Below are 18,026 nucleotides of genomic sequence, written 5' to 3'. Positions count from 1 at the left end.
CTAGCAGTTAATAAAATACTGATCCCGGAGTCAGTTTCTTGATCTCCAGCTAAAAGTGTCTAACTTTAAAAATACGAGATCTGTTCGCTACCTCCTCTCTGTCTGGCTTCAGCATCTCAAACCTTGTTGTACTGCGCCCAAATACTATCCAAGGTGATCAAAGATGAAAATGAAATGCCTACCATTTGTTGCTCTAAGCCTTTGCTCTATGAGTGTTTGTAGTTATGCAAACGAAGCTGTATCTCTATACGGTAGAGCTCACGTCGGTGTACAGAATTCTGATAAAGATGGTGACAGCGATACTTCAATTGAAAGCTATAACTCTCGCATGGGATTAAAGGGAGCAGCAAAGCTGCAAGAAGGACTTGAGATTTTTTATAAATATGAATTTCAAGTTGAGATCACGGATCAAGATAAAGATGGTAAGTCAGGTGATAACCTTACAGCACGCTCTCAGTATCTTGGGGTTAAAGGTAGCTATGGTCAACTCCTGATCGGGCGTGATGATACACCGATGAAAAAGTCGCAAGGCAAAGTGGACTTAATGAATGACTTTTCTGGTGATATTAATTCGTTCTTTGTTGGTGAAAATCGCCTTGGTGACACCGTGCAATATACGACTCCGGCTATTAATCATCTACAGTTTACAGTGAGTTATATTGCCGAAGACAACAGTAAACAAAACGGCGAAGATGGCTTATCTTTGTCGGCAAGTTACGGTGATAGCAAACTCAAGAAAACCAATGTATATGTTGCTGTCGCCCATGATAATAAAGTCGCGGGACAAGACATTAATCGCGTGACGGTACAAGGAAAACTAGGGGACTTTAAACTCGGCGGTATGTATCAACAAAATGAAGCGATAGATAGTGACGAGGAAGTGGACAGCTTTATGGTGAGTGCTGCCTACCAAATTGAGTCATATACCTTACTGGCTCAATATCAAGATTCGGATGGGGCAGCAGGTAAGCTGAAGGACTCTGGCAATGCAGCCTCAGTAGGTGTGGAAAAAAGTCTAAGTAAACAAGCTCGTATGTATCTTTGGTATTCAAAATTTTCTTTGGATAACAACGAAGATCACAACACGATGGCGGTCACATTGAGATATGACTTTTAATTTACAAAAGGCGTGCTGATTTTGCAGTTAATTGCGGCGTCGCTTTTATAGTATGGCTTGGAGGTTGCAGTCCATATTTCGAAAACACTATTTTGAGACCAACGTTTTAGTATAAAATAGATTTAAAATCAGATGATTACAAATACATAAGGTATTCCGTTTGTAGCCAAAAAAGAGATTTTTTTGGCTTGTTTTGCGTTTACACGTTACACTTTCATAAAAATGTCACAGTTAGTCATAATAATGACATCAACAACGTCGGTAACGAGAGAACATTGGGAATGTCACGTAAAGTACTTGTAGTTGATGATGAAGCACCTATCAGAGAAATGTTGGTGTTCGTACTAGAGCAAAATGGTTTTCAAGCAATTGAAGCGGAAGACTACGATTCAGCAGTTGCTGCTATGGTTGAACCTTATCCAGATATGGTGCTACTAGACTGGATGCTGCCAGGGGGCAGTGGTATTCAAATTGCTAAAAAGTTTAAGCAAAGTGAATATACCCGTCAGATCCCAATCATCATGCTAACGGCAAGAGGTGAAGAGGAAGACAAAGTTAAAGGATTAGAGGTTGGTGCGGATGATTATGTGACAAAGCCTTTCTCTCCTAAAGAGCTAATGGCTCGTATCAAAGCGGTAATGCGCCGAGTTTCGCCTACGTCGCTGGAAGAAGCGATAGAAGTTCACGGATTACGTTTAGACCCTATTTCTCACCGAGTGACATCTGCGGGCACAGAGTTAGATATGGGGCCAACAGAGTTTCGTTTATTACATTTCTTCATGACACACCCTGAACGTGTTTATAGCCGTGAGCAGCTGTTAGATCACGTATGGGGTACTAATGTGTACGTTGAAGATCGCACTGTAGACGTTCATATTCGTCGCTTACGTAAAGCTATCGCACCGCTTGGTCACGATCGCTTAGTGCAAACCGTACGTGGTGCAGGTTACCGCTTTTCGAGTAAACTGTAATTAGTATTCCAAGAGGAACTGAATTATTTGGTTCCTAAATGGATTTAGTCTATGTATCGAGTGATTGATAAACAGGCGTTAACAAGACGCCTGTTTTTGTATTTCCTACCACTAGCCTTAATTGGCTATTTAGTCAGTGCACCTTTTCTGTTTCTTTTCATCGGTGCTTTCGTCTTATTAGTTTGGCATTACAAACAACTCTATCGTTTGAGCGACTGGCTGCTCAACCAACGTAGTTTTAATCCACCTGAAGGTAAGGGCGCTTGGGAACAAGTGTTTGAAGGGATCTATCAGCTTCAGCAACGTAATCGCAAAAAGCGCAATGAACTCGCAGAACTGATCCGACGCTTTCGTGAAGGGGCTGAAGCTATCCCTGACGCGGTCGTTGTACTGCAACAAGATCTCAGTATTGTGTGGTGTAACCAATTAGCCTTGAAAGTGTTAGGTCTGCAATGGCCTACAGATCATGGTCAAAGATTGGATAACCTTATCCGAGATCCTAAATTTGTAAAATACATGCATGAACATCGCTTTGATGAAGCATTAGAGCTTGAGACCGGGCTTGCACATGAGCAAGTGTTGGAAATACGAGTCATGCCTTATGCCGAGCAGCTTATGCTGGTGGCGCGTGATGTTAGCCGACTAAAGCAATTAGAGCAGATGCGCAAAGACTTTGTCGCAAACGTATCTCATGAGCTAAGGACGCCGCTAACCGTCATGGCTGGCTATCTAGAGATGATGGATAGCGATAATATGCCACCCCCCGCGATGTGGGCTAAAGCACATGGCACTATGATAGATCAGTGTAAACGGATGGACAGTCTGGTAAATCAGCTTCTTTCCTTGTCTCGAATCGAAGGGGCGAGAAAGCAAGACAATGACAAAGCCGTGAATATTCCAGCGATGCTTGATCTTATTCATACCGAAGCGAAGTCACTTAATCAGGAAAAGGGCCATGAGCTCGTTTTTGATATTGATCCGACTTTGGATATCAAAGGGGCTGGGGATGAGTTACGCAGTGCTTACTCAAATTTAATTTTTAATGCTATTCATTACACCAAACCCGGTGGGCACATTCATGTACGTTGGTATTTAGAAAACGACTTGCCGACGTTTAGTGTTGTCGATAATGGTGATGGTATCGCGCCTGAACACATTAACCGACTAACTGAACGATTTTACCGAGTGGATAAAGCACGAAGCCGAAAAACAGGCGGCTCGGGCCTTGGTTTAGCAATTACTAAACATGTGTTGTCTCGCCATGACTCAGCTTTACATATTGAAAGCAAAGTGGGTGAAGGCTCTCGTTTTTGGTTTGCTTTCCCCAAACAAAAGCGAATTTTTATGACAAATGATGAAAGTCATAAAAGTGTAATTTAAGAGTAATTTTATTGTCATTTTATCGCTGCACAATGAGCTGCGTAAAATAACTGGGACCAACAACTGGAGTGACCCCAATGAAATTTAAAAGCTTAGTTGCCGCAATGGGTGTGGCTATTACTACATTAGTTTCTACTCAAGTATCTGCTTTAGACGAAAAGTTACCAGAGTATAATAAAACCAGCGGTATCTCAGGAAACTTCTCTTCTGTAGGTTCTGATACGCTTGCCAACATGATGACGTTTTGGGCAGAAGAATATAAAAGAATTTACCCTAACGTAAATATCCAAATCCAAGCGGCTGGTTCTTCTACTGCGCCACCAGCACTAACGGAAGCAACGGCAAACTTTGGCCCAATGAGCCGTAAGATGAAGTCAAAAGAAATCGAAGCTTTTGAAAAGCGTTATGGTTATAAGCCAACAGAAATCCGCGTAGCAATTGATGCGCTAGCGGTATTTGTACACAAAGATAACCCAATTGAAGGCTTAACAATTGAACAGGTTGATTCAATCTTCTCTTCAACGCGCAAGTGTGGTTCGGCAGCACAGGCAAATCGCTGGAGTGATGTTGGTCTAACGGGTGATTGGGCAGCAAAAGATATTCAGCTTTATGGTCGTAACTCAGTATCTGGTACTTATGGTTACTTCAAGAAAAAAGCACTGTGTAAAGGTGACTTCCGCAATAATGTTAACGAGCAGCCAGGTTCTGCGTCTGTAGTACAGTCTATCTCGTCTTCAGTGAATGCGATTGGTTACTCTGGTATTGGTTATAAAACGTCAGGCGTACGTACCGTACCACTAGCGAAAAAAGGCACGAACTACGTTGACGCAACATTAGAAAATGTGGCACAGGGCAAATACCCACTGTCTCGCTTCCTATACCTATATGTGAACAAGCACCCTAATAAAGAATTAGCACCTATCGAGGCTGAATTCTTGAAGATGGTATTGTCTAAAGAAGGTCAAAAAATTGTTGAGAAAGACGGTTATGTTCCTCTTTCTAGCGAAATGGCGACACGTGAATTGAAAAAGTTAGGTTTACTTTAATCAATTAGTCAACCCGCTAATTACTTGTTGTTATTAATGCCGCTCATTGAGCGGCATTTTTTATTTTCACACTTCCATGTTCCCAGATTGAATAATTTGTTTAAATCTTCATCCTCAAGCGGCAAAAAAGCTGGAAATATTCTATATTTAGTTAAAATTTATAATAAATCAGTCGATAATGAACTCGTCTTACTTCAAAAGGTGTATATATGAGTCTAGGTACTGCTTTTGCTGATCTTAGTATCACCAAAAAGATCCACGCAATTACGCTCGTTGCGGTTGTCGCTTTTGTGGTTATCGTGTTTGTTAATTACAACGCTATTAGCTCTAATCAAAGGGCATTAAATGAATTAGAGGAGCAGACATACAAAATTCTTAACCTCGCCACAGAAAACGCAAATAAGCTGCAGAATTTAGATGAGCTATTCACTCAAGCTGTAACCTTCGGGGATGCTGAATTACTAGATAAAGCAAAAGAATATCAACAGCAAATCCAAGCTAACCTGCAAAAAATTGAGTCGGTACAAAGCGGCTTTATGCCTTCAGATAATAGCGATGAACTTGCACAATACGGCAAAATTGCGCAACAAATTGCTGGGGGAATGATAGATGGTACAGCTGATTTTTCCCGCATCCAAGAAGATGCCAAAAAGAAAACTGAAATCTACGAAGGCCTAGTCGCAGATTTTACCAAGGCTAAAACGAACGCGAATGATCGTTTTGTTGAATTACTTCAAAATACCGAAGCGCGTTCAGCAAACGCGCTCACGATAATGTTGATTGTGGCCGTTATTTCTTTACTTGTTTTGGTTTTCTTAGCGGTTGTGATTGCAAGAGGTATTGGTAACTCTGCTAAGGATGCGGCGCAAAATCTGAAACTATTAGCGCAGGGGCAGGGTTCTTTGTCTACTACGCTCAATGTGCGCTCTCACGATGAAATTGGCCAAGTATCCATAAACTTCAATGAATTTGTTGCGTTACTAAAAGGGGCGGTTGTCGAGGTGATGAGTGTCGTCGAGCCTTTGATGAAAGACTCAAGTCGTCTTGTTCAGGGCATGGAAAAAGCTGAAGGAGCAACGAATCAACAAACGCATGACGCGGAAGTGGTACGTCAATCTATGGAAGAAATGCGGTTAAGTGTGGGTGATATCTCTCACTCGGCGTCACAAGCTTCTGATGCTGCCCAGCTGGCCGAACAAGAAGTTGAGCAGAGTAAGCGCCAAATTCAGGTGTCAGTTAACGAATCACAAGCGTTAAGTGAAGAAATTAATCATGCAGCAGAGACGATCAATAAGCTAGCTGATGATACGCAGAACGTGACGCAAATATTAAATGTGATTACATCAATCGCAGAGCAAACCAATTTACTTGCTTTAAATGCTGCGATTGAGGCGGCTCGTGCTGGTGAGCAAGGTCGAGGTTTTGCAGTGGTTGCTGATGAAGTCCGCGAATTAGCCTCAAGAACAGCAAAGTCGACCAACGAGATAAGAGAACTTTTAAACGTGTTAACAGAAGCGGCAAATCAAGCGGTGAAAGCAATGACAAGTGCAAGCAGTATGGCAATTAATAACGCTGAAGCTGCAGCACAAACCGGGCAGTCGATTGAGCAGATAGCAGCACAAATCTTGTCAATTAATAGCATGAATGGTCAAATTGCTGCGGCAACGGAAGAGCAGACCTCGGTAGCAGCTATGGTGGTAAATAATGTGACATCTATGCACCAGTCTTTCCAAGACACAATGCAAGCGTTGAATGAAGTACAAGACGTTGCTGAGAATCTTCATGTACTGTCCGACAACTTGAAAGATGCGACCTCAAAATTTAGAGTCTAATGCTTTAATTTTTAAACGATAAATAAAAACAGCCACATTAAGTGGCTGTTTTTATTTGATAAGGAATATTAGGGCCTGTTTATCTTTCAAGTTTGCTTTTGCAGCAGTTTGATTGGTATTTATACAAGGCAGAGCCTGCGTAGCATAGTCATTCTATGTGAGTCAGGCGAGAACACAGTAGAAATGCCAATCAAGCGCTGCCCTTTGGGTTCACCTGAGTTCGCTTTGTTCATTGTTGCTCAACTTTTGCCTAGATCACTAGGCGGCAAGTCGAGCGTCGCGACCAAAACCCACTCAGAAGAACAAAAATCAAACAGCAAAGGTCAACAGGCCCTAGTATTTACCTATCACTTTGACGGTATCGGTTACTTTACTTGCATCAATATAACCAATTGCGTCTGCATTGCTCGAAACAAAATCGATTACCGCTTGATCGCTATCTAGCTTCTTCGGAGGTGTTCCTTTACCGGTGAATACTAATTTAGACCAATGAGCATTTAGCTGAGAGCTCGATTTACCAATCACTTTGTCGTTAAACTCATCGAATACAGCATTACCATCCTGATTCACAGGGGTCGCACTACTACCATCGGCAAATGATTTGCTTTTGCCAAGGAATAACTTTTTGATAGTACCGTCATCCACAGTAGATGCATTTGCTGAGTTCACGATAACGGCAACATCTGCTAAAGCTGCTTGGCTGGCTAACAGTAGCCCTAAGGTCATTATTTTTTTAATCATATTAGCCTCCGTTAGAATACTAAATCGATACCGAAGCTCAACAGTTCAACTTTTTGATCTGTCAATGTGTTATCGAATTGGTTTAGTTCAATCTTGAATGCTGCTGACGGATGGAAGTCATAACGTGCACCAATACTCCACGTTTCTGATTCTGCACGAGCACCTGCAAGCGCACCATTAACAAGTGTTCTTAGATAAGGTGCATTTGGATTAGTTGGATCTGTCGTGACAGGAATGGTTACACCATTTGGAGCGGTGATGGTGAGTGGAACAGAGTTGAATTCGTCACTCTCATTCTTATCTTCATTGTGTTCGTAGGTTAGGTGAACTGTCCATGCATCAATACGGTAACCGAGGGAAGCGTAATACTGCTGTTGTTTAGCTAGTATGCTGTTATCCACTTCAAACTGAGTGTATTCTGCATCGAACAAGATATCGTTGTAGTCGATAGCAATACCTATCGCGGCAAAGTAAGCATCATCTTTATCGACAGCAATATCATCCGCTTGTTGAGTTAGCCCATAGCCAGTTAACCCTGCCAACAATCCCGATAGTTCAGGGCTATTAGCTGCACTAATGCTCGCTTCGGTAGCAAAGTAGGCCGCACGCGCACTGAACCAATCTCTGCTTAGTGTCCAGTTAATACCTACTGTGTTGTTCAACTCAGCTTCATCTGAGTAGGTAATAGCAACAATGTCGTCATCTACGCTGCCTAAAGCTAGCTGTACAGTGCTTTCCCATTCCCCTAATGTCGAATTATGGATATAACTCAATCCGTTATAGGTGCTAAAGCTTAGGTTATATACAGATTGAGGTGGTTTAACCCAGCGGTATGCATAGCCCACATCTAAAAAGTCAGAATAGCGATAGAATGGTATGCGCATTTTACCTGCGCTTATCTGTGACGAGTCTGAAATCGCATAAGTTAAGTATGCCCATTCAAACTCGGCATCAAAGTCATTCTGACCACGGCCTACGATCTGTGCTGTGGCAGTTAGACTTTCTTGTAGATCGGCGGAAAGTTGTAGGGCGAATAAGCTACGATTCTCCATATCAAAATCATTGTCATAGCCATATAGTGTGTCGTCACTATCTAGCGTTTGACCACCAATAATGGAAGCAAAACCATTAATTCTGATTTCAGCGGCGCTGTGAAAACTCACTGTCCCAAGCGCTATCGCTAATGCAATTGCTGACTTTTTCATATTGATTCCCATTTTCTTTGCAAAGAGTCGTGTCTGTAACACTCATTAAAAGCGCTGATACTGAGCTCAACAATAGTGTTACTTTTGTCTTAGAGATTAGAATAAAAACCAGAAATAACAAGTTATTAAGAAAAGTTAGTGCTCACTGCTTGCATTGTTTAAGAAACCAAGTCTTGAGCTAAGTTAAGTTGGTGTTGTATGTCTATCTCATCAGACCAGTTTATTGTATCGCAAAATATTCTAAAAAGGTGAATAAAAAATAACGGCGGGAATTAGAAAGTGCTTGTATTTAAAAGAATATTAAGGGAATTTTTTTGCCAAAAAGAGCAAACTATCGTTTGCTCTCGGTAATTTTTTCAGCCTGTACTTTGCAGGCATTATACTGCTCAATACATTTATCAGTGCATATCTGTAAAGACATTGTCTCTGGTGTGTTTTGCATCTCACAGCTGCGTTCGCATTGATAGTTCTGCTGTGCACACTGATTCAACTCAGGTGAGATAGAGTTACTGCACCCCAATAGGGTGGTAGAAAATACTAATAAGGCGAACGCAATTTTCATTATTATTCCTTAGACCGTGACTTGAATATTATCAATCAGTCTGACTTTGCCAAGAAAAGCTGCGGCAAGAATGACGAGTTGATTATCTGCGAGTGTAGCAGGTTTCAAGCTATCTTTTTGGCAAATGTTAAAATAATCCAACTTTAAACCCGCATTATGCAGCATTTCTGTTGCATTTTTTGTTACCTTCGAAAAATCTTTTTCGCCATTCTCTATAGCGTCAGCTGCTGCTTTTAGCGCTTGAAAAAGTACTTTAGCAGTATCTTTTTCAGATTCAGAGAGGTAACCATTACGTGAGCTCATCGCCAGTCCAGAAACTTCTCTTTGAGTCGCAACACCAATCACTTCAACAGGAATAGACAGGTCTTTCACCATTGTTTTGATGACCTGTAACTGCTGAAAGTCTTTTTCACCAAAGCAGGCAAAATCAGGTTGTACTAAGTTAAACAGTTTAGTGACAACCGTTGCAACGCCACGAAAGTGTCCAGGGCGTGTACCACCGCAGTGTCCCTCTGATACTCCCGGTACATCAACAAAACTTTGTGCATTTAGGCCATTAGGATATATGGTCTCAACGGTAGGCGTAAACACAATATCGGTTTCTAGCTCTGCAAGGCCTTGCTTGTCTTGCTCAAGCGTACGTGGGTAGCTGTCGAGGTCTTCGTTCGCACCAAATTGCATTGGGTTTACAAAGATACTGACAACGACTTTATCCGCTAGGGTTTTCGCTTTTTCTACTAAGGAAAAATGACCACGGTGAAGGTTGCCCATCGTTGGTACGAAGGCAATGCTCAACCCTTGTTGGCGCCAAGCTTTAATCTGGCTTCGTAACGATTTAATCTCAGTAACTGATTGCATGTTGTACTCTAACTCAATAATAACAATACCAACCCAAACAAAACGCTTGGATCAGACTCAGCGATAAGCATCGCTCATCGCAAATTTAATTAAATTCGTGATCAGGCCCCGGGAAGTCACCTGATTGCACGTCTGCACAAAACTTTTTCACCGCATCTGGCATGTTGCCAGTTTCGAGCAGGAAGTTCTTCGAGAACTTAGGAATATAGCCTGCAGAAATACCGACCAAGTCATGCATAACCAAAATTTGGCCATCGGTCTCTTTACCAGCGCCAATACCAATGACCGGAATTGCCACGGCGTCGGTAATACGTTTAGCCAGTGCTGAAGGCACACATTCAATCACAATCATTTGAGCACCAGCACGTTCTAACGCTTGTGCATCGGCTATCATCTTTTGCGCTTGTGCTTCTTCACGACCTTGAATTTTAAAGCCGCCAAACACGTGCACTGATTGTGGGGTTAAACCTAAATGACCACAAACTGGGATCCCTTGCTGAGTAAGCAGTGCAATGCTGTCGTAAAGCCATTCACCACCTTCAAGCTTAACCATATTAGCACCAGAGCGCATCAAGGTAGCTGCATTCTGACAGGCTGACTGCGGATCTGAATAGCTCATAAAAGGCATATCGGCGATAACGAATAGCTCTTTACTACCAGCTCTGACACAACGGGTGTGATAGGCAATGTCATCCGTGGTAACGGCTAAAGTGTCTTCACCACCTTGTAAAACCATACCCAGAGAATCACCCACTAAGATGACATCTACGCCATTGTCGTGAAATAACTTTGCAAAACTTGCATCGTATGCGGTGAGGGCTGTTATTTTTGTTCCTTCACGCTTCATTTTGGCAAGTGTTGAGACGGAAATTTTTGCCATGGTAAACCCCTTGGATTGGTTTATTTGAGGATTGCTAATCCGTTAAGTGGTAACTTTTGTGTTAAAGAACTAAGCTCAGTGCCATCAGGTAATTTGAGCTCTGGCGCTATCTCTAATAGTGGATAGACGACAAATTCTCTTACTTTCAAGCCGTAATGTGGCACCGTAAGTCTATCACTGTTAATGGTGTCGGTATTAAAAAGCAGAATATCTAAATCGAGCGTGCGCGGTCCCCAGCGCTCAGCTTTGCGTACACGACCATGTTCAAGCTCTATTTGTTGCAACACATCGAGTAAAGACTCTGCTGTTAATGATGTCGCCAGTTTTGCTACGGCATTCACATAATCAGGTTGATCTTGAGGACCCATAGGTTTTGAGCCATACAGGCTAGAGTGCTGGACAAGCGAGAGGTCTGGATGGGCGGCGAGCACATCGAGTGCTCGCTGTATTTGTGCCATCGGTTCGGATAGGTTTGCACCCAATCCAATGTACGCAATATTCATTTAATCTTCTTTTGGTTTTCTTTTTGGCTTACGTCTATTATAACGACGCTTAGGTTTGCTTTGGTTACCTAAGTTGCGCACCATGTCTTTTTGGCCGGTGACGTCATTCTTGAGGTAATCAGTCCACCAAGCTGCAAGTTCTTCTTGCTCTTGCTCACCACTTTCAACACGCAATAATAGGAAATCATATGCGGCTTTGAATCTCGGCTGCAAGCTTAGGCGATATGCACGCTGGCCTGAACGTTTATCTAGGCGTTGTTGAATATGCCAGATATCTCGGGCACCTAAAGTAAAGCGTTTAGGCACTGCAACGTGTTTAGCATTTTCAGCAAGGACGTGATTAATGGCTTGCATAAAGGCATCATATTCATTCATACCTTCGGCCGCGAGCGCTTCACTTTTAGCTAAAATAGGGAACCATAAAAGCGCTGCATAGATAAAGGCAGGGGTTACTTTTTTATCCGCGTTGATACGGCTATCCGTATTGGCAAACATTTGCTGAATAAAGCGACGTTCAAAGTCATTATCAGGCTGTGCTAGGATTTTATCTAACGCCGGGAATAATTGTGCAAACAAGCCGTATTCACGCATCTGAAGAAAGTTTTCTTCCGCTTTACCATTTAAAAATAGCTTTAGCGTTTCTTCGAACAAGCGTGCAGCTGGAATATGCCCAAGTAACGGCGCTAGTGCTTTAATCGGAGTGCGGGTCGGGGTAGCAATCTCCATATCCAGTTTGGTTGCAAAGCGGATAGCTCTCAGCATACGTACCGGATCTTCACGATAGCGAGTTTCAGGGTCGCCAATCAGCTCAATTTTACGCGCTTTAATGTCAGCAACACCACCGGCAAAGTCGCGTAAAGTAAAGTCATTAATCGAATAATATAGCGCATTGATAGTAAAGTCGCGGCGCTCGGCGTCTTCTTCAATACTGCCGTAGACATTGTCGCGTAATAGCTGCCCGTGTTCGCTGGCTTGACTTGTCGTGGCACAAGAATCATCACTTTGATGGTGGCCACGCATGGTGGCAACTTCAATAATTTCCCGTCCAAAAACAATGTGCGCAAGACGGAAGCGACGACCTATTAAGCGACAGTTACGGAAGAGCTTTTTGATTTGTTCAGGTGTTGCATTGGTAACGACATCAAAGTCTTTAGGTTCTATTCCTAGCATGATATCGCGGATACAACCACCAACTAAGTAGGCATCATAGCCACCGTCTTTTAAGCGATAGAGCACTTTGATAGCGTTAGGGCTAAATTGTTTACGAGATATACCATGCTCGCTGCGAGGAATTATCGCAGGTGTCGGGCTGGCCATTTTCACCGTCTCATCGCCTTTTCCAGTTACAAACTGGCGGCAAAAGTTTACAAGCTTGGAAATAATAACTCGTCTCCTGAGCAATCAAGTTTTCTATTCTAGTCGTTGTGAACCACTGCTTTTGTCTTAAAACAGGTCGCATTTAAGGCTCGCTATCATATACTCAAATGAGACTAAATTGAAGTACTTGAAAACAGTGGGCGAAAAGCAAAATCGCCATTTTCTAGAGAGTCTAGTTGAATTTCCTGTACTTTAGGAACGCTATCTAGACTAAAAATATCACTAGCGTGAGTCAGTAATGCGTCAACATCTTGATAATTATGGAGAGAATCAACCGGCACATGCAAATAACGCAGCGCGGCATAAAGGGTTGGTAACGGGTTATGGTTATCAATAGCTGGAGCATGATTCTGCTTAGATAACTTAAATCCGGGCTCTGCGACAGCCAGTGGTACGTGAGCGTACTCAGGTGATGGCTGATTGAGTTGTCGAAATAAACTAATTTGTCTTGCTGTGGGTTCTAGCAGGTCGGCACCACGCACGATATGACTAATCTTTTGCTCTATGTCGTCAACGACCACCACCAATTGATAAGCAAATAAGCCGTCGCGGCGTTTAACGATGTAATCTTCATGCGCAATTGCAGGGGGAATGACAACCATGCCTTGTATTGCATCATTAAATTCAGTAACTGGACAGCGCTGCTGTAGGCGCAAAGCATTATCTTGCCAACTTAGCGCTAAAGCTCGGCAATGATTGTTATAAAACCCACCCATTGCTTTAATTTGCTTTCTAGTACATTGACACGCATACATAAGGGAGTCTGATTTTAGTGTCGTCAAATAGGCTTGGTATAGGGCATGGCGCTGCGATTGATAGACAACGTCTTCATCCCAGCAAAGGCCATATGCTTCAAGAGTGGTTAATATATTGTCGGCAGCACCCGCAACTACACGCGGTGTGTCTATATCTTCGATGCGAACGAGCCATTTACCTTGATTGACTTTTGCATCTAGATAGCTACTCAGGGCGGCCACAAGAGAGCCGAAATGAAGCGGTCCGGAAGGCGAGGGAGCAAATCGACCGCGATAGCTCCCAGTTTGCTTTAAGCTTGGGGACACAGGGCTGAGATTATCCTCTGCCTTGTTGTTTTTCTTTGATTTCTGCGAGAGATTTACAATCAACACAAAGATCAGCTGTTGGACGCGCTTCTAAACGGCGAATGCCGATTTCAATACCGCACGACTCACAATAGCCGAAATCATCATCTTCGATAAGTTGAAGCGTTTTCTCAATTTTCTTGATTAGCTTACGCTCGCGGTCGCGAGTACGCAGTTCAAGAGAAAACTCTTCTTCTTGCGCTGCACGGTCCACAGGATCAGGAAAGTTTGCCGCTTCGTCTTGCATGTGTGTCTTAGTACGGTCTACTTCATTACGTAGATCGGCACGCCATGCTTCTAATATCGCTTTGAAATGAGCACGTTGTGCTTCATTCATGTATTCTTCGCCTGGCTTTTCTTGATAAGGTTCTACACCGGCTTGAGCCAATAACCCTAGTTTTTTCTGGTCTGGCATACCATTCTCCTAAATCCTTAATACATAACCCCAGCTTTCGCCGGCGGGTATAAATAGCAAAATCTTTACCCCTTAGCAAACACTTTTTTACTGCAAATGTCAGCCACTTTTTTCAATGTTTAACTATTTGGGGGAGAAAACTATCACGGCTATATGTGGGCAGCATGAAAAAAGTCAAGCGTAATCAAAAGGAATTTCTTCAATTAATTGTACTTGGTTGTCGTCAATATGCGCTCGATAAGCAATGATTTCTACTCCATGAGAAATTGCTTCTTTTACTAACGCTGCATATTTTTGATCGATATGACTGGCTGGTTTGACACAATTGATCCCTGTATGGAGCGCGGCAAACAGTAACACCGCACGATGACCTTGCTGTTTAATGTGGATTAATTCTCTAAGATGTTTTTGACCTCTTAAGGTTTCTGCATCAGGGAAAAAACCTTGCTGTTGCTCAAGCAAAGTCACCGACTTTACTTCAACGTAGCAGAATTGCGAGGATTGTCCATTTTCGAGGTTGCTCAACAAAATATCAATTCGGCTATTTTCAGCCCCGTATTTCACCTCAGTTTGAAGTGTTTTGTAGCCTTGCAGTTGCGTTATTCTTCCTTGCTCTATGGCCTCAACAGACACTTTATTGGCCACCGCTGTATTTACACAAATAAAATGACCATCATTATCTTGCGTCAGCTCCAACGAATGAATGTACTTTCGTTTAGGGTTATCGCTGGTGGAATAATAGGCTGTAAATCCCGGGTCTGCACAATTGGTCATTCTACCCGTATTGGCGCAGTGTACGGTGAATTCGTCACCACTTGGGGCGCGTAAATCGACAAGAAAGCGTTTATATCGTTTGAGCAAGGTTGCTTGCTGTAATTGCCTAGAAAACTTCATTGGTCGCTTTAGGTTGGGTGTATTTAGTGGCTAGTGTACACTTAACCACACTTACAAGCACAAGAGTGAAAAGAGAATGTCAGAGAAATTTATTGTACGACTGAGTGAAGACGCAAAACCAGAGTATTTATCTGCTGGGGCTGCATTGTCGTTTGAAAAGGACGGTGCTTTTATCCATTTACAACAAGACGAAACGCTGAAGAATATTCAAAAAGCGGCTCGTAGCATCGCACAACAAGGGATTAAACAAGTTCATCTAGAAGGTGACTTGTGGTGTACTGAATCTCAATGGGCTTTTTATCAAGGGTTTGTGTCGCCAAAAGCGTTAGATGGTGTGGTGTTTGTTGATAACGACCAGTCAGATCTTAACGAACTTGATGCATTAAAAGCGTCGGCAACATGGATGCGTCAGATGATCAACGGGACGGCCGAAGACATTTATCCTGAAAGCCTTGCTGGAAAAGCGGCTGAGTTTATTCAGTCATTGGCACCTGAGCATGTTAGCTATCAAATCATTAAAGGCGATGCGCTGTTAGAGCAGCAATGGATTGGTATCCATGAAGTAGGACGCGGCAGTGAGCGTCCTCCTGTGTTGCTTGAGCTTGACTATAACCCAACCGGTAATGATGACGCACCAGTTAGCGCGGCACTTGTGGGTAAAGGGATCACGTTTGACTCTGGTGGTTACTCAATTAAGCCAAGTGAAGGCATGCTTACGATGAAGTGTGATATGGGCGGTGCGGCAACTGTAACGGCTGGTTTAGCGCTGGCTATTCAACGAGGTTTTGACCGTCGCGTTAAGTTGTTCCTATGTTGTGCTGAGAATCTTATCTCAGGCCATGCCTATAAGTTAGGTGATATTCTTACCTACAAAAATGGTACCACAGTTGAAATCGTAAATACGGATGCAGAGGGTCGCTTAGTGCTTGCTGATGGCTTGATGGCTGCCGGTGAAACAGGCGCAGAGCTTATCATTGATGCCGCGACATTAACGGGCGCGGCGCTCGTTGCTGTAGGCCAAGAGTACAATGCGTTATTTGGTTTAGACAAAACACTTGTCGGCGATGTGCAGCAGTTCGCGAGTGACGAATTTGAAGCCGCATGGCCATTGCCTCTAGAAAAGTGGCACCAAAATAACTGTCCATCGCCTTATGCGGATACAGCTAACAGCCGGGCGCAAAAAGGTGGTGGCTTTGGTGGTGCATCAAATGCAGCGGGTTTCCTGTCTCGCTTTGTACCAAACGAAGGTCAAGGTTGGGTGCATATCGACCTTGCGGCTTCTTTCCAAAATAGCGCTAGTGGTCAATGGGCCGCAGGTGCAACGACCTTAGGCATGAGAACCGTAGCGAGAACGCTTCAAGAAAAAGCGTAATCATGCAGTTAGCTGAGTGTATTCCGCGAGACAGTGGAATACACTCGCTTGTTACCACGTTTAAGACAAGAGTGCAGCAGCGAGTCGCACAAAGTCTGATGAAGTCAGTATTCCAACCAATTTGTTTTGCTCGTCTACCACAGGCATACAGCCATGTCGATTATCGACAAAAAAGCGCACCACATCTTGTAGTGATTGGCTTGGGCGCACGCTCGCAAAATCGGTCGCCATAATATCTTGTACTTTTGTTTGCTTTTCTTTTCTTGCAAGCGCATTTGCGCCATAGGTTGCCATTATTCCCATTACCTTGGCGATCATAATCTTTTGCGTGAGCATACCAACCAAGGCTCCTGCTTCATCAATCACTGGAATGTGACGAACATTTTTTTCTTTCATTAAATTATGCGCATCTTGCAAGGTATTTTCAGCAATCACTGCGAACGGATCTGGGGTCATTAAATCAGCTACGGTTTGGGTCATCTGTTACTCCTTTTCACTCCATATGCTTATGTTGAGTTTAGCCTGATCTATTTGGCATGTATGGAATTGAGATCAAGTTTTGAACTATTTCTCGAAGAACTGCTCTTATGAAGACAACAATAAGAAAGGATAACCCAATGAAAAAGTTACTGATGTTAGGTGCTGTTGCGAGCTTATTTTGCAATTCGGTTTTCGCTGCTGAGCGAAGTGTTGAATATGGTGAGATTAATCAAATTCTAGATTTAATCGCCAACAAAGCGCAGTCGCAATATATCTTGTCTAAATTTACAGTGGAAGTGAAGCAGCCTGATATCGCGCTAGAGGATGTTAAACTTTGGCTGGAGCAAGATGGCAATATCATTGCCAGTGGTATCATAGACAAAGACGGCAATATTGATTTACCTATTCTCCCGCAGTCACGTGCTGATCAAGTTAATTTAGTGATCAATCAAGAAAAAGATGCCGTTGCGATTATGGTCAATACGGATATAGCGCCGTTGACTAAGCAGCGGGTTATGTATCGCGATTTGTTTATCCTTTTAGAGGATATGGACGCTTTTGTTGAGTTGATGGCAGGTAGCTTGTCTTGGTTTGCTCCAAGCTTTGATGAACTAGAGTTTACATTTACCGAGCCTGCATCAATTCAGTTTGTGGACGCAAAAGGTAAAACCCAAAAGTTTGTGACGGATGATGAGTTTAAGATCCAAATCCCTAACAAGAAAAAGTGGATGAAGCAAAATCCATCCTTGCAATTTAGTGCCTTACCAACCCAGTTTGCGCCCATAGACTAGGGAAGAAGGTCCGTATGCCTGCTAGCAGGCGGGCATATCCTTTTCCATCAGGTAGTTAGTTAACACTTCGCCACGAACCTTCACTTGTTGTTCCTTTATCACTTGGAAACCAAAATATTCAAAGAAAGGTTTAGCCGTTTTACTAACATGGGAAAATAAGCGCGTTGTGTTGGTTATTTTGCTGTGTTCTAAGAGTGCGAGCATAAGTGCTTTACCTATGCCTTGGCCTTGATGTTCCGCATGGCAAAAAAAGTGATCAATAAGACCGTCGGCTTGGATATCGGCAAAGCCAACAATTTTACCATTTAGCACGGCGACAAGGGGCTGATTGCTCCTTAATCGGTCTTGCCAGCCTTTATCGGCAACGTCGCTATGTGCCCATGCATTAACTTGGTTATTGGAGTAGTGCTGTATATTTACTGAGCGTATAGTGTCAAACATAAGCTTGCGTAACACGGCTTCTTCGCCGCTTTGAAATTGTCTGATGATAATCATTGTTAAC

19 protein-coding genes are annotated in these 18,026 nt (G+C 43.0%); 7 read left to right on the top strand and 12 right to left on the bottom strand.

All coding sequences use genetic code 11. The annotated features are described in order from the left end of the window. Nucleotides 1-163: 163 nt before the first annotated feature. The 5 genes from CTT31_RS15105 to CTT31_RS15085 all read left to right on the top strand — a co-directional run bounded on the left by CTT31_RS15105 (nt 164) and on the right by CTT31_RS15085 (nt 6,346). Entirely contained in the window at nt 164-1,117 is a 954-nt protein-coding gene (locus CTT31_RS15105; RefSeq protein WP_260491532.1) for a porin, read from the top strand. A gap of 281 nt (nt 1,118-1,398) precedes the next feature. After that, a complete protein-coding gene (gene phoB / locus CTT31_RS15100; RefSeq protein WP_010378755.1) occupies nt 1,399-2,088 on the top strand; it encodes a phosphate regulon transcriptional regulator PhoB in 690 nt (229 codons plus the stop codon). Between the two features lie 51 nt (nt 2,089-2,139). Beyond that, the gene (gene phoR / locus CTT31_RS15095) at nt 2,140-3,468 is read left to right on the top strand and encodes a phosphate regulon sensor histidine kinase PhoR (protein WP_039491473.1); all 1,329 of its coding nucleotides are present in this window, start codon (nt 2,140-2,142) and stop codon (nt 3,466-3,468) included. A 77-nt stretch (nt 3,469-3,545) separates the two neighbouring features. Then, a complete protein-coding gene (locus CTT31_RS15090; RefSeq protein WP_017216573.1) occupies nt 3,546-4,514 on the top strand; it encodes a PstS family phosphate ABC transporter substrate-binding protein in 969 nt (322 codons plus the stop codon). Between the two features lie 209 nt (nt 4,515-4,723). Then, complete coding sequence (locus CTT31_RS15085) at nt 4,724-6,346, top strand: methyl-accepting chemotaxis protein (RefSeq protein WP_211858599.1); 1,623 nt, start codon at nt 4,724-4,726, stop codon at nt 6,344-6,346. Between the two features lie 333 nt (nt 6,347-6,679). Here CTT31_RS15085 and CTT31_RS15080 read toward each other — a convergent pair whose 3' ends face one another. The 10 genes from CTT31_RS15080 to sfsA form a co-directional block, all read right to left on the bottom strand. Beyond that, complete coding sequence (locus CTT31_RS15080) at nt 6,680-7,087, bottom strand: type 2 periplasmic-binding domain-containing protein (RefSeq protein WP_211858596.1); 408 nt, start codon at nt 7,085-7,087, stop codon at nt 6,680-6,682. A gap of 11 nt (nt 7,088-7,098) precedes the next feature. After that, a complete protein-coding gene (locus tag CTT31_RS15075) occupies nt 7,099-8,292 on the bottom strand; it encodes a porin (RefSeq protein ID WP_211858594.1) in 1,194 nt (397 codons plus the stop codon). A gap of 331 nt (nt 8,293-8,623) precedes the next feature. Then, on the bottom strand, nt 8,624-8,854 hold the full coding sequence (locus CTT31_RS15070; protein ID WP_039491465.1) for a hypothetical protein: 231 nt from the start codon (nt 8,852-8,854) through the stop codon (nt 8,624-8,626). A 9-nt stretch (nt 8,855-8,863) separates the two neighbouring features. Continuing rightward, complete coding sequence (gene panC, locus CTT31_RS15065) at nt 8,864-9,712, bottom strand: pantoate--beta-alanine ligase (protein WP_211858592.1); 849 nt, start codon at nt 9,710-9,712, stop codon at nt 8,864-8,866. 85 nt (nt 9,713-9,797) lie between these two features. Further along, nucleotides 9,798-10,592 (bottom strand): 3-methyl-2-oxobutanoate hydroxymethyltransferase, encoded by a 795-nt coding sequence (gene panB, locus CTT31_RS15060; protein WP_017216568.1) that lies wholly within the window; start codon nt 10,590-10,592, stop codon nt 9,798-9,800. Between the two features lie 20 nt (nt 10,593-10,612). Then, the gene (gene folK / locus CTT31_RS15055) at nt 10,613-11,095 is read right to left on the bottom strand and encodes a 2-amino-4-hydroxy-6-hydroxymethyldihydropteridine diphosphokinase (RefSeq protein WP_069022164.1); all 483 of its coding nucleotides are present in this window, start codon (nt 11,093-11,095) and stop codon (nt 10,613-10,615) included. Then, nucleotides 11,096-12,412 carry a polynucleotide adenylyltransferase PcnB gene (pcnB, locus tag CTT31_RS15050; protein WP_029215927.1) on the bottom strand — a complete coding sequence of 439 codons (1,317 nt, stop codon included), beginning with the start codon at nt 12,410-12,412 and terminating at the stop codon, nt 11,096-11,098. It lies immediately after the preceding gene. A 173-nt stretch (nt 12,413-12,585) separates the two neighbouring features. Further along, a complete protein-coding gene (gluQRS, locus tag CTT31_RS15045; protein WP_211858587.1) occupies nt 12,586-13,533 on the bottom strand; it encodes a tRNA glutamyl-Q(34) synthetase GluQRS in 948 nt (315 codons plus the stop codon). A gap of 10 nt (nt 13,534-13,543) precedes the next feature. Further along, nucleotides 13,544-13,987 (bottom strand): RNA polymerase-binding protein DksA, encoded by a 444-nt coding sequence (gene dksA / locus CTT31_RS15040; RefSeq protein WP_039491461.1) that lies wholly within the window; start codon nt 13,985-13,987, stop codon nt 13,544-13,546. 174 nt (nt 13,988-14,161) lie between these two features. After that, nucleotides 14,162-14,881, bottom strand: a complete 720-nt coding sequence (gene sfsA / locus CTT31_RS15035) for a DNA/RNA nuclease SfsA (protein WP_039491458.1) — start codon at nt 14,879-14,881, stop codon at nt 14,162-14,164. A gap of 76 nt (nt 14,882-14,957) precedes the next feature. Between sfsA and pepB the strand changes: the two genes are divergently transcribed. Further along, complete coding sequence (pepB, locus tag CTT31_RS15030; RefSeq protein ID WP_260491531.1) at nt 14,958-16,253, top strand: aminopeptidase PepB; 1,296 nt, start codon at nt 14,958-14,960, stop codon at nt 16,251-16,253. 60 nt (nt 16,254-16,313) lie between these two features. Here pepB and CTT31_RS15025 read toward each other — a convergent pair whose 3' ends face one another. Then, nucleotides 16,314-16,733, bottom strand: coding sequence for a CBS domain-containing protein (locus tag CTT31_RS15025; protein ID WP_010378791.1), 420 nt, complete (start codon nt 16,731-16,733; stop codon nt 16,314-16,316). A gap of 137 nt (nt 16,734-16,870) precedes the next feature. Here CTT31_RS15025 and CTT31_RS15020 point away from each other — a divergent pair, with 137 nt between their 5' ends. After that, nucleotides 16,871-17,524, top strand: coding sequence for a DUF2987 domain-containing protein (locus CTT31_RS15020; RefSeq protein WP_260491530.1), 654 nt, complete (start codon nt 16,871-16,873; stop codon nt 17,522-17,524). Between the two features lie 21 nt (nt 17,525-17,545). Here the strand turns inward: CTT31_RS15020 and CTT31_RS15015 are convergent, their stop codons facing one another. Then, a complete protein-coding gene (locus CTT31_RS15015; RefSeq protein ID WP_039491453.1) occupies nt 17,546-18,019 on the bottom strand; it encodes a GNAT family N-acetyltransferase in 474 nt (157 codons plus the stop codon). Nucleotides 18,020-18,026 lie beyond the last annotated feature (7 nt).

The sequence above is a fragment of the Pseudoalteromonas maricaloris genome (assembly GCF_024746855.1).
Lineage (GTDB): Bacteria > Pseudomonadota > Gammaproteobacteria > Enterobacterales > Alteromonadaceae > Pseudoalteromonas > Pseudoalteromonas maricaloris.
The sequence above is the reverse complement of the archived record's forward strand: the minus strand, read 5'-3'. Positions and strand labels throughout refer to the sequence as shown.